At 71.5% G+C, this 12,439-nt stretch carries 10 protein-coding genes; 9 read left to right on the forward strand and 1 reads right to left on the reverse strand.

Annotated elements, in window-relative coordinates; all coding sequences use genetic code 11:
• Positions 1-29 precede the first annotated feature (29 nt).
• The 7 genes from G3I77_RS01335 to G3I77_RS01365 all read left to right on the forward strand — a co-directional run bounded on the left by G3I77_RS01335 (position 30) and on the right by G3I77_RS01365 (position 7,709).
• Positions 30-1,166, forward strand: a complete 1,137-nt coding sequence (locus G3I77_RS01335) for a ComEA family DNA-binding protein (RefSeq protein ID WP_248500538.1) — start codon at positions 30-32, stop codon at positions 1,164-1,166.
• Entirely contained in the window at positions 1,163-3,757 is a 2,595-nt protein-coding gene (locus G3I77_RS01340; protein WP_282572374.1) for a ComEC/Rec2 family competence protein, read from the forward strand. The genes G3I77_RS01335 and G3I77_RS01340 overlap by 4 nt, the downstream gene beginning before the upstream one ends.
• Before the next feature lie 4 nt (positions 3,758-3,761).
• Complete coding sequence (locus G3I77_RS01345) at positions 3,762-4,592, forward strand: arylamine N-acetyltransferase (protein WP_248500540.1); 831 nt, start codon at positions 3,762-3,764, stop codon at positions 4,590-4,592.
• Between the two features lie 174 nt (positions 4,593-4,766).
• Positions 4,767-5,648, forward strand: coding sequence for a YceI family protein (locus G3I77_RS01350; protein WP_248500541.1), 882 nt, complete (start codon positions 4,767-4,769; stop codon positions 5,646-5,648).
• A 38-nt stretch (positions 5,649-5,686) separates the two neighbouring features.
• Positions 5,687-5,932, forward strand: coding sequence for a hypothetical protein (locus tag G3I77_RS01355; RefSeq protein ID WP_248500542.1), 246 nt, complete (start codon positions 5,687-5,689; stop codon positions 5,930-5,932).
• A 75-nt stretch (positions 5,933-6,007) separates the two neighbouring features.
• Positions 6,008-6,997, forward strand: coding sequence for a DNA polymerase III subunit delta (gene holA / locus G3I77_RS01360; RefSeq protein ID WP_248500543.1), 990 nt, complete (start codon positions 6,008-6,010; stop codon positions 6,995-6,997).
• A gap of 316 nt (positions 6,998-7,313) precedes the next feature.
• A complete protein-coding gene (locus G3I77_RS01365; RefSeq protein ID WP_248500544.1) occupies positions 7,314-7,709 on the forward strand; it encodes a nuclear transport factor 2 family protein in 396 nt (131 codons plus the stop codon).
• Positions 7,710-7,884: 175 nt separating this feature from the next.
• On the opposite strand, the gene rpsT is transcribed toward G3I77_RS01365, so the two are convergent.
• Positions 7,885-8,151 carry a 30S ribosomal protein S20 gene (gene rpsT, locus G3I77_RS01370; protein WP_175432486.1) on the reverse strand — a complete coding sequence of 89 codons (267 nt, stop codon included), beginning with the start codon at positions 8,149-8,151 and terminating at the stop codon, positions 7,885-7,887.
• Between the two features lie 241 nt (positions 8,152-8,392).
• On the opposite strand from rpsT, the gene lepA reads away from it, so the two are divergent.
• Positions 8,393-10,261 carry a translation elongation factor 4 gene (gene lepA / locus G3I77_RS01375; RefSeq protein WP_248500545.1) on the forward strand — a complete coding sequence of 623 codons (1,869 nt, stop codon included), beginning with the start codon at positions 8,393-8,395 and terminating at the stop codon, positions 10,259-10,261.
• A 250-nt stretch (positions 10,262-10,511) separates the two neighbouring features.
• Entirely contained in the window at positions 10,512-12,383 is a 1,872-nt protein-coding gene (locus tag G3I77_RS01380) for a long-chain fatty acid--CoA ligase (RefSeq protein ID WP_248500546.1), read from the forward strand.
• Positions 12,384-12,439: the final 56 nt, after the last annotated feature.

The following is a 12,439-nucleotide window of genomic DNA, read 5'->3' on the forward strand; positions in this document are numbered from 1 at the left end:
GGTGGGGCGAGGTGGCCGATCCTCGTCGCATGGCACTTCGATCACCTTCACAGACAGCGACCGCGACCAGCGGGCCGGGCCGGGGGCCGGCGTCCGACGGGCGCGTTCGTCATCACCGACGCCCGCCTGTCGCGCGCGGGCGGGCCAGGCAGCGTCACGCTTCGGCGGAGGCGGTTCGGCGCCGCGCGGGGGTGTTGTTCGGCGAGCACGCCGGGCCGGCCGGGCCTCCAGGGCGTGCCGAACCGGCCGAACCGGCCGGGGAGCGGCGGGAGTCGGGGCAGGGGCCGCCGGGTCCCGCCGACGTCCAGGAGACCAGGCGGGGGCCTGCTGGCCGGGAAGCGGTCATGGAGCCCGTCGGCGTTCCCCCCGAGCTCGCGGGCGGGGACGGGCGCGCAGCGGAGGGAGCCTGGCGGGAGCGGGCCGGGCTCGCGCTGCGGGAGCGTGTGCCGCTGTGGTTGCAGGCCAGGTGCGGTCTGGAGCGGCGGAGTGTGCTGGCTCTGACGGTGGTGCTCGTCGCCGCCGCGGCCTTCGCCGTGCAGCACTTCTGGACAGGCCGGACCCAGTCCGTGCGGCCGCCGGAGGTGGTGCGGGCGGCGGTGCCCTACGGGGAGCGGCAGGAGAGCGCGCGAGGCGCCGGGCAGGAGCGAGGCCCGGGCGCTGCCGGGGTGCCTGCCGGTGCTTCGTCCGGGTCGGTGAAGGCGGGGGCGGCCGAGATCGTCGTGGACGTCAGCGGCAAGGTCCGGGAACCAGGGATCCACCGGCTGCCGGCCGGCTCGCGGGTGGCGGACGCGCTGCACGCGGCGGGCGGGGTGAAGCCGGGCACGAACACCGACGGGCTCAACCGTGCCCGGTTCCTCGTGGACGGCGAGCAGGTGATCGTCGGGGGACCGGCTCCCGCCGCGGGACCCGGGGCGGGCGGTGCGGCTCCCGGTGGCCCGGCCGGTGCTGCGGCGGGTGGAGCGGCCGCTCCGGCGGCCCCGGTCTCCCTCAACACGGCGACCGCGGACCAGCTCGACACCTTGCCGGGCGTCGGCCCCGTGCTGGCGCAGCACATCATCGACTACCGCACGCAGCACGGCGGTTTCCGTTCCGTGGACGAGCTGCGCGAGGTGAACGGCATCGGCGACCGCCGTTTCGCCGACCTGCGCAATCTCGTACGGCCATGAGGAGCCGCCCCGCCCCGGCGGCGCCGCGGGACGAGACCGCTACCGGGCTCCCTCCCACCCGGTCGTCCGTGCACGCTTCCTCCGGCACACGTCTCGGTACTGCCCGTCCACGCCAGGAAGGCCCGACGGACCTGCGGCTCGTACCACCCGCCCTCGCGGCCTGGGGCACGGCGGCGCTGGTGCTGGACGCATCCCCGGAATGGGTGCTCGGCATCGTGATCGGCGCACTGGCAGCCGTCGGACTGCTGCCGCTGGCCCGCCGGCACCGGACGGCGTCATGGCCGCGCGCCTCGGCCGCCGCCCTGCTGCTGTGCGTCGCCGCGGCTGCCGCATCGGCCGGGCTGCACGGGGCGGATCTGCGCCGGGGGCCCGTGCCCGGCCTGGCGCGGGAGTACGCGACGGTGACCGCCGAGGTCGAGCTCACGTCCGACCCGCGGCTCACCCGGCCGAAGGTCCGGGGCGCTCACGTGGCTCCGACGGCGGTGCTGATCGACGCCGACGTGCGGCGCGTCCATGCGGCGGGTGGCACGGCGGTGACCACACGGGCGCCGGTGCTGCTGATCGTGGACGTGGACGCGGCCCCTCCCGGCCGGGCCGTCGGTGGGCGCGGGCGGTCACCGTGGCTCGGCCTGCTGCCGTCGACGCGGCTGCGGGTCGGTGCGCGGCTGGCGCCCGCGATGACCGGCGGCGACCGGGTCGCGGCGGTGCTGCGCGTGCGGGACCAGGGTGAACCGGAGGTGGTGGGAGAACCCTCGGGGCCGCAGCGGCTCGCCGGGCGGCTGCGTGCCGGGCTGCGGGAGGCGACCGGCGGACTGCCGGCGGACGCTCGGGCGCTGCTGCCGGGCCTGGTGGTCGGCGACACCTCGCGGATCACTCCGGAGCTGGAGGAGGCGTTCAAGGAGACCGATCTCACGCACACGCTGGCCGTGTCCGGAGCCAACTTCACGATCCTCCTCGCGCTGCTGCTCGGGCCTCCGGGGCTGGCACAGCACGTCGAGCGGCGGGGGCTCGCGCCTCGGCTCGGTATCTCCCTGCGCGGGACGGCGGTGCTCGGGGGTGTGCTCTCGCTCGGGTTCGTCGTCGTGTGCAGACCGGATCCGAGCGTGGTGCGCGCCGCGGCCTGCGGAGCCGTGGCACTGCTCGCCCTGGCGACCGGCCGCCGGAGGTCGATGATCCCGGCGCTGGCGACGGCGGTTCTGCTGCTGGTGCTGTACGACCCGTGGCTGGCGCGGAGTTACGGGTTCCTGCTGTCCGTCGTGGCGACCGGCGCCCTGCTCACCCTCGCGCCGCGCTGGAGCGCCGGGCTGCGGCGGCGCGGGGTGCCGCCGAGGGCGGCTGAGGCGCTGGGCGCCGCCGCGGCCGCACAGGCCCTGTGCGCGCCCATTGTCGCCGTGCTGTCGGCGCGGGTGAGTCTGGTGGCGGTGCCGTGCAATCTGCTCGCGGAGTTCGCGATCGCGCCGGCGACCGTACTGGGGTTCGCGGCGCTGGCCACGGCACCGGTGGCGATGCCGCTGGCCAAGTCCCTCGCGTGGTGCGCGCACTGGCCCGCCGAGTGGATCGCGCAGATCGCCCGGACCGGGGCGGCACTGCCGGGCGGGGGAGTGGACTGGCCGGGCAGTTGGACGGGCGCGGTGCTGCTCCTGGCCGTGACCCTGGTCGTGGTGCTCGTCGGACGGCGGCTGCTCGGGCATCCCTGGTGGTGCGCGGTCTGCGGGGTGGTGCTGGCGCTGGTGGTGGTGCAGCCGCCGCCGCTGACCCGGGTGGTCACGGGCTGGCCGCCGCCGGGCTGGCGGCTGGTGATGTGTGACGTGGGGCAGGGCGACGCCCTGGTGCTCGCGGCGGGCGGGGGAACCGGCGTGGTGGTGGACGCGGGGCCCGACCCGCAGCTCGTCGACCACTGCCTGCGCTCACTGGGCATCAGCAGGATCCCGCTGGTCGTGCTCACCCACTTCCACGCCGATCACGTGGCGGGCCTGCCCGGGGTGCTGCGCGGACGGGCGGTGGGCGCGATCGAGACGACGGGCTTCGAAGAGCCCGCGGACCAGGCCGCGTTCGTACGGAGGCTGGCGGCGGCGCGGCGGATTCCCGTGACGCGGGCAGCGGCCGGGGAGCAGCGGCGCACGGGGGAGTTGTCCTGGCAGGTGGTGTGGCCGCCCCCGAGCCCGCCGCCGGACCCTCCTGCGGGGGCGCCTGCGGGGTTGCTTGTGGCCCACCCGGCGCCGGAGGGGCCGAACGACGCCAGCGTCGCCATGCTGGTCCGTTCGGCCGGACTGCGCCTGCTGCTCCTCGGAGACCTGGAGCCCCCGGCGCAGCGGGCGCTGGCGCGTTCACCGGCGGCCGAGGCGCTGGAGGGTGTGGACGTGCTGAAGGTCGCCCACCACGGCTCGGCCTACCAGGACCCGGGCCTCATACGCCGGGCGGCCCCGCGGCTGGCCCTCATCTCCTGCGGCGAGGACAACACGTACGGGCACCCGGCGCCCGGCACGGTCGCGGCCCTGCGCGCCGGGGGCGCGGCGGTGCTGCGGACGGACCGGGACGGCGCGCTCGCGGTCCTGGGAGGCGGCGGAGAGCTGAGGGTGGCGCGAGACTGAGGGGATGAACTCAGCACAGGTTGATGCCTATCTCCGCCGACTGGGAGTCGAGCACCCGGCGTGGCCCACCGTCGACGCGCTGCGCGAGCTGCACCTGCGGCACCTGCAGACCGTGCCGTTCGAGAACCTCTCGATCCATCTGGGCGAGGAGATCGTGCTGGAGGAGAAGCGGCTGCTGGACAAGGTGGTGGGCGCGCGGCGAGGCGGGTTCTGCTACGAACTCAACGGTTCCTTCGGGGCGTTGCTCGCCGCGTTGGGGTACGACGTGGCGCTGCTGGCGGCGCGGGTGTACGGGGACGAGGAGCGGCTGGGGATCCCGTACGACCATCTCGCGCTGCGGGTGCGGACGGTGGACGGGGGCGACTGGCTGGCCGATGTCGGGTTCGGGGCGCACAGCCATCTTCCGCTGGCGTTCGGGGACCGGGGGGAGCAGGAGGATCCGGGGGGCACGTTCCGGATCGTCGAGGCGGGGCCGGACGCGGCCGGGGTGCGCGGCGGGCACGGCACGGTGGAGGCGGCGGACCTGGACGTGTTCCGGGACGGCAGAGCGCAGTACCGCCTGGAGGTGCGGCCGCGGGCGCTCGGCGACTTCGTGGCCGGGGCGTGGTGGCACAGCACGTCGTCGGTGTCGCATTTCACGCGGTCGCTGGTCTGTTCGCGGGTGACGGACGAGGGAGGACGGATCACGCTCAGCGGGCGCAGGCTCACGGTGACGGCGGCCGACGGGACGCGGGAGGAGCGGGAGCTGGAGACGGACGAGGAGGTGCTCGGGGTGTACCGGGAGCGGTTCGGGATCGCGCTCGACGAGGTGCCGACGTTGCGAAATCCCGTGTAGAGGTCAATTCGGGCCACACGGGGCTACTCGTGCGTAGTACCAGCACATCTGCTGGATTCCCGTGATGTGGTCCCGTGTTGCCTCGAAAGCCTCACTGGTGGTCGAATGCGTCTTCGGCAATGTGTGATCAACAGTGATCAACAGGCGATTTCGAGTCACTCAGAGGAGTCGTGGATGATCGGCCGCTGGCGGGGAAGCCGCACCGACCGGGTGCAACGGACGAGTCCCCTGGCGGCGGTGCCGACCCCGCCGAGCGCGGGGGTGCTGGCCTGCCGGGTACTGGACCCGGTCAACGAGCCGGTCAGGCACGCGGAGTTCGCGGTCACGGACGCCGTGGGGCGTCCGGTGGTCAACGGGGGAGCGGATCCGTACGGGTCGTTCGTGACGACGGTGCCCGCGGGGGAGTACCGGCTCGCGGTGTCGGCGGAGGGATACACGCCGTACCGGGCGACGACGCAGGTCGCGGAGAACACGCTCGCGTCGCTCGGGGACGTGACGCTGCAGGTGGCCCGGCCGCCGGAGCTTCCGGATGCCGGTGACTGGGAGATCGAGTCGGCGCACTCCTCGATCGCCTTCACCGCGCGGCACATCGGACTGGCCCGGATCCACGGGCAGTTCAAGTCGTTCGCGGGGGTCATACGCGTCGCCGACCCGGTGGAGCGGTCGGCGATGCACGTGGTGATCGACGCGGCGTCCATCGACACCAACATGAGGATGCGCGACGACCATCTGCGGTCGGCGGACTTCCTGGACGTCGAGAGGTTCCCGACGCTGGAGTTCTACAGCGAACGGTTCGTGCACAAGGGCGGGAACCGGTGGGCCGTCACGGGGGCGCTGTCGCTGCACGGCGTGACGCGGACGGTCACGCTGGACACGGAGTACCTGGGGCTGGGCAACGGCCTGGAGGGCGAGGTGCGGGCGGCCTGCCGGGCCACGACCGAGCTGCACCGGGACGACTTCACCGTGAGCTGGCAGACCATGCTGGCGCGGGGCATCGCGGTGGTGGGGCCGAGCATCAGGGTCGATCTCGATGTGCAGGTCGTCCGCAAGGGCTGAGCGGCCGGGGCGCGAGGCGGTGTCGGACAATGTCCGGCGTGAGTGATGTGCGACATGTGCTGGTGCTGCCCGACCGTGATGCCGCGGAAGAGGTGGTGGAGGCGCTGCGGGAGCGGTTCGGGGTCGTCGAGGAGCCGCAGCTGGTGCGGGACGCGCTGGCCGGCGAGGACGATGCCGAGGACGCGCAGTGGCTGGTCGTCCTGCGGGACGAGGACGAGCGGCTGGACCCCGGGGAGCTGGACCGGCTGGCCGGCGAGTGGGAGGGCTGGCGGGAGGAACCGTAGGCACCCGGTCTTCCGTGGGCGCACCTCCCGGTCCGTCGGGTCCCGCTGTCAGTGGCGCGTGGGATGCTTGTCGCGATGGCCAGGAAGACTGCGAATGACGACCCTCTCGCCCCGGTGACGCTCGCCGTGGGCCAGGAGGACCTGCTCCTCGACCGTGCGGTGCAGGAGGTGGTGGCCGCCGCGAAGGCCGCCGACGCCGACACGGACGTACGGGACCTGACTCCGGACCAGTTGCAGCCCGGCACGCTCGCCGAGCTGACGAGCCCGTCGCTCTTCGCGGAGCGCAAGGTCGTGGTCGTACGCAACGCGCAGGATCTGTCGGCCGACACGATCAAGGACGTGAAGGGGTACCTCGGAGCCCCCGCCGAGGAGATCACCCTCGTGCTGCTGCACGCCGGCGGGGCCAAGGGCAAGGGGCTGCTCGACGCGGCGCGCAAGGCCGGGGCGCGTGAGGTGGCCTGCCCGAAGATGACGAAGCCGGCGGACCGGCTGGCGTTCGTGCGGGGAGAGTTCCGGGCGACGGGGCGATCCGCCACGCCGGAGGCGTGCCAGACGCTCGTCGACGCGATCGGCAGCGATCTGCGGGAGCTGGCCTCTGCGGTGTCGCAGCTGGTCGCGGACGTCGAGGGGACGATCGACGAAGCGGTCGTCGGGCGGTACTACACCGGGCGCGCCGAGGCGTCGAGCTTCACGGTCGCCGACCGGGCGGTCGAGGGGCGTGCGGCGGAGGCCCTGGAGGCGTTGCGCTGGTCGCTGGCGACCGGGGTGGCGCCGGTGCTGATCACGAGCGCGCTCGCGCAGGGCGTCCGGGCGATCGGGAAGCTGTCGTCCGCGCGCGGGGGCCGGCCGGCCGATCTCGCGCGGGAGCTGGGAATGCCGCCGTGGAAGATCGACCGGGTGCGGCAGCAGATGCGGGGCTGGACTCCGGACGGGGTGTCGGTCGCGCTGCGAGCCGTGGCCGAGGCGGACGCGGGCGTGAAGGGCGGGGGCGACGACCCCGAGTACGCCCTGGAGAAGGCAGTGGTCACCATCGCCCGGGCGGCCCGCTCCAGGGGACGCGGCTAGCAGGCCCCGGACCTGGGCGGCTCACTTCAAGGGCCCGGGTCTGGATGCTCGACCCAGAGGTCGGGCCAGCGCGCCCCGGACCAGGCGGCCCGAGGGCTCGGCGGCCAGTCGGGCTCGGGCTCGGGTGCTTGCCTCAGAGCGTCGGGCAGGCTCGCGCCCCGGACGAGCCGGCCCCGGGGCTCGGCGCCACGCGAGCCCCGGCCAGTACCTCCGTGTCGTCGGTGTCCATCTCTCCACGGTGCCGCCGGAGCCGGCCGGGGGGAGAATCGGAAGGGTCAGCCGTACGTCGCCGAGTGACGGAGAGGTGGCGAGGGTCATGGCTGAACACCCGCACGCAGCACTGGTCCGCAAGGGATTCGAGGCGTTCTCGCGCGGGGACATGGACACCCTGCGTGGACTGATGGCGGGGGACGCAGCGCACCACGTACCCGGAGATCACCCGTTGTCGGGCGACTTCAAAGGGGTGGACGCGATCATCGAGATGTACGAGCGGCTCGGCGCGGAGACCAATGGAACGGCGCGTGCCGACCTGATCGGCATCTGTGTCGACGGCCGCGGTCATGCCGTCGGCATGACCCGCTTCACGGCGGAGCGCAACGGCAAGCAGCTCGACGACACCGGCTGCATCATCTTCCGGATCGTCGGAGACAAGGTCACCGACCTCGACGAATGCGTCGAGGACATCGAGAAGAACAACGAGTTCTGGTCCTGAACAGAGCGAAGGCCGGATGCCTTCCCATGGGGAACAGGAGGGCAACCGGCCTTCGGTTCAAGCTGCGGGATCCGCGCCCGCGTGGCGAACGCAGGCCGCGCGCGGATCCGAGGGGTGCCGGACGGGAGCGGATGAGAGAGGGCCCGCTCGATTCCCTCCGGCGTCACATCAGATGTCAGCCCTTGAGCGCGGCGACCTTCTGAGCCAGCGCAGACTTCTTGTTGGCAGCCTGGTTCTTGTGGATGACGCCCTTCGAGACGGCCTTGTCGAGCTGACGCGCGGCGACGCGCTGGTACTCGGTGGCCTTCTCGGCGTCACCCGCGGCAGCAGCCTCACGGGCCTTGCGGATCGCGGTCTTGAGGGAGGACTTGACGGCCTTGTTGCGCAGCCGCGCCTTCTCGTTGGTCTTGATCCGCTTGATCTGGGACTTGATGTTCGCCACGAATGAGCCTTCTCAGGTTCTGGCACGAGGCCGCACGGATACCGCACGATTCCCGTACCGGGTGATTTCTTGAGGTCGCGCCTCCTGCGAGAGGGCATGAGGCACAGCCACCCAGGCTACCAGCGGCCCCTTCCGCGGCCCAAACCCGTCCATGGTCCCCACCCGTGGGACCATGGAGGCTACGTATCGATCCGACCCGAGACCGCAGACACTGCGGACGCCTCAAGAATCAGGACCCTGCGTGCCCGCGATCCCCAGCCACGTGCCCGAGCCGAGCCGTACCGATCCGGCTCTGATCCGCAACTTCTGCATCATCGCGCACATCGACCACGGCAAGTCCACGCTCGCCGACCGGATGCTCCAGCTGACCGGAGTGGTCGAGCAGCGGCAGATGCGCGCCCAGTACCTCGACCGCATGGACATCGAGCGCGAGCGTGGCATCACGATCAAGTCACAGGCGGTGCGTCTGCCGTGGGCCCCCACCCACGACAAGAACGACACGCACATCCTCAACATGATCGACACCCCGGGGCACGTCGACTTCACCTACGAGGTCTCACGGTCGCTCGCCGCGTGCGAGGGCACCATCCTCCTGGTCGACGCCGCCCAGGGCATCGAGGCGCAGACCCTCGCCAACCTGTACCTGGCGATGGAGAACGACCTCAAGATCATCCCCGTTCTGAACAAGATCGACCTGCCGGCGGCCCAGCCGGAGAAGTTCTCGGAGGAGCTCGCCAACCTCATCGGCTGTCAGCCCGAGGATGTGCTCAAGGTCTCGGCGAAGACCGGCATCGGTGTGGACGCGCTCCTGGACCGGGTCGTCCGCGACGTCCCGGCCCCGGTCGGCGTCAAGGACGCCCCCGCCCGCGCGATGATCTTCGACTCGGTCTATGACTCCTACCGTGGCGTGGTCACCTACGTCCGTGTCGTCGACGGGCAGCTCAACAAGCGCGAGCGCATCAAGATGATGTCGACCGGCGCCACGCACGAGCTCCTGGAGATCGGCGTCTCGTCGCCCGAGATGACGCCGGCCGACGGCATCGGCGTCGGCGAGGTGGGCTACATCATCACCGGCGTGAAGGACGTCCGTCAGTCCAAGGTCGGTGACACCATCACCAGCAAGGACAAGGGCGCCACCGAAGCCCTCGGCGGGTACAAGGACCCGAAGCCGATGGTCTTCTCCGGCCTCTATCCGCTGGACGGCTCGGACTACCCCGACCTCCGCGAGGCGCTGGACAAGCTCCAGCTCAACGACGCCGCCCTGGTCTACGAGCCCGAGACCTCCGCGGCCCTCGGCTTCGGCTTCCGCGTCGGCTTCCTCGGCCTGCTGCACCTGGACGTCGTCCGTGAGCGCCTGGAGCGGGAGTTCAACCTCGAACTCATCGCCACCGCGCCCAACGTGGTCTATCGCGTGATCATGGAGGACGGGAAGGAGCACACGGTCACCAACCCGAGCGAGTTCCCCGAGGGCAAGATCGACAAGGTCTTCGAGCCGGTCGTCCGGGCCACGATCCTCGCCCCCAGCGAGTTCATCGGCTCGATCATGGAGCTCTGCCAGACCCGTCGCGGCACGCTCCTCGGCATGGACTACCTCTCCGAGGACCGCGTCGAGATCCGCTACACGCTCCCCCTCGCGGAGATCGTCTTCGACTTCTTCGACAACCTGAAGTCCAAGACCCGCGGCTACGCCTCCCTGGACTACGAGCCCACCGGTGAGCAGGACGCCCAGCTGGTGAAGGTCGACATCCTGCTGCACGGCGACCGTGTCGACGCCTTCTCCGCCGTCACCCACAAGGACGCCGCGTACGCGTACGGAGTGCGGCTCGTCGCCAAGCTGCGCGAGCTGATCCCGCGCCAGGCCTTCGAGATCCCCGTGCAGGCGGCCATCGGCTCCCGGGTCATCGCCCGCGAGACCATCCGCGCCATCCGCAAGGACGTCCTCGCCAAGTGCTACGGCGGTGACATCTCCCGTAAGCGGAAGCTGCTGGAGAAGCAGAAGGAGGGCAAGAAGCGGATGAAGATGGTGGGTTCCGTAGAGGTTCCGCAGGAGGCCTTCATCGCCGTCCTGTCGAGCGATGACAGCGCGGGGTCGGGCAAGGGCAAGAAGTAATCACGGATTACCGTGGGTTACACCGCAATCCGGGTTGAACTGGGGCTCGTCGCGCGAAAGTGCGGCGGGCCCTTGTGCGTGTGCGGGGTAGCTCTCTGTACGAAGTGACAGGCCGCGGACCCTTACGCAGGGGCCGGTCGCCCTTTACTCTGATCCCTGCTCGATAGTTACTCACGAGTTAAACAAGGGCTCGTGAGTGAACCCAGCCGCACCTGAGCCAGCCGCATCGTCGCGGGCCCCGGAGGATGTCTTGAGCGACACACAGACCCTGATCGAGAACCGTCCGCCGTCCGTGGCGGGCCTCTTCCTGGAGCGCGTGGCGGCCACGCCGGACGCCGAGGCCTATCGGTATCCGGTCCCATCGTCCGCGGGCCGGCCTGACGAGTGGAAGTCGCTGAGCTGGGCGCAGGCCGCCGAGCGCGTCTACGCCATCGCGGCGGGACTCATCGAGCTGGGCGTGCAGCCGGAACAGCGCGTCGCGCTGGCCGCCGGCACCCGGATCGAGTGGATCCTCGCCGACCTCGGCATCATGTGCGCCGGCGCGGCCACGACCACGGTGTATCCGCAGACCAACGCCGACGAGTCCGCGTACATCCTGTCGGACTCCGAGAGCCGGGTGCTGATCGCGGAGAACGCCGAGCAGCTGGCCAAGGCCAAGGAGAAGCGCGCCGAGCTGCCCGAGCTGACCCATGTCGTGGTGATCGACGCGGCCGGTGTCGAGACCGCCGACTGGATCCTCACCCTGGACGAGCTGGAGAAGCGCGGCGCCGCCAGGCTGGGGAAGGACCCGGACCTGATCAAGGAGCGGGTCGGCGCGATCACCAAGGACCAGCTGGCCACCCTGATCTACACCTCCGGCACCACGGGCCGCCCCAAGGGGGTGCGCCTGCCGCACGACAACTGGTCGTACATGGCGAAGGCGATCGCCGCGACCGGGCTGGTCAGCACGGAGGACGTGCAGTACCTGTGGCTGCCGCTCGCGCACGTCTTCGGCAAGGTGCTGACCTCCGGGCAGATCGAGGTCGGGCACGTCACCGCCGTGGACGGCCGGGTCGACAAGATCATCGAGAATCTGCCGGTGGTGCAGCCGACGTACATGGCGGCCGTGCCGCGCATCTTCGAGAAGGTCTACAACGGCGTGGCCGCGAAGGCCCGCGCGGGCGGCGGGGCCAAGTACAAGATCTTCCAGTGGGCGGCCGAGGTGGCCCGCGAGTACGCCAAGGTCTCGCAGGACAACTTCCGCCGGACCGGGACCGCGTCCGTGCCGTTCGGGCTGGGCGCGAAGCACAAGGTCGCCGACGCGCTGGTGTTCGCCAAGATCCGCGAGGCCTTCGGCGGGAACCTGCGGGCCTGTGTCTCCGGGTCCGCCGCCCTCGCGCCGGAGATCGGCTACTTCTTCTCGGGCGCCGGCATCCACATCCTGGAGGGCTACGGCCTGACCGAGTCCTCGGCCGCGTCCTTCGTGAACCCGGGCGAGGCCTACCGCACCGGCACGGTCGGCAAGCCGCTGCCCGGCACGGAGGTGCGGATCGCCGACGACGGGGAGATCCTGCTGCGGGGCCCCGGCGTCATGGAGGGCTACCACAAGCTGCCCGAGAAGACCGCGGAGGTGCTGGAGCCGGACGGCTGGTTCCACACCGGGGACATCGGGGAGCTGTCGCCCGACGGGTACCTGCGGATCACCGACCGCAAGAAGGACCTCATCAAGACCTCGGGCGGCAAGTACATCGCCCCGGCGGAGGTCGAGGGGCAGTTCAAGGCGGTGTGCCCGTACGTGTCCAACATCCTGGTGCACGGGGCCGACCGGAACTTCTGCACGGCGCTCATCGCGCTCGACGAGGCCGCCATCACCGAGTGGGCCAAGACGAACGGGCTCGAGGGCAAGTCGTACGCGGAGATCGTCGCCGCGCCGGTGACCGTCGAGATGGTCGACGGGTATGTGAAGCAGCTCAACGAGGGGCTTCAGCGCTGGCAGACCATCAAGAAGTTCCGGTTGCTGCCCCGGGATCTCGATGTCGAGCACGGTGAGATCACGCCGAGTCTGAAGCTGAAGCGGCCCGTTGTGGAGCGGGAGTACAAGCACCTGATCGAGGAGATGTACGACGGGTCTCGCGAGGCGTAAGGGGTGGCGGGGCCGTGTGGCGGCTGCGGGTCCGGTGTGGTCGGTCGCGCCCACGC

Source organism: Streptomyces sp. D2-8, assembly GCF_023184515.1.
Classification (GTDB): Bacteria; Actinomycetota; Actinomycetes; order Streptomycetales; family Streptomycetaceae; genus Streptomyces.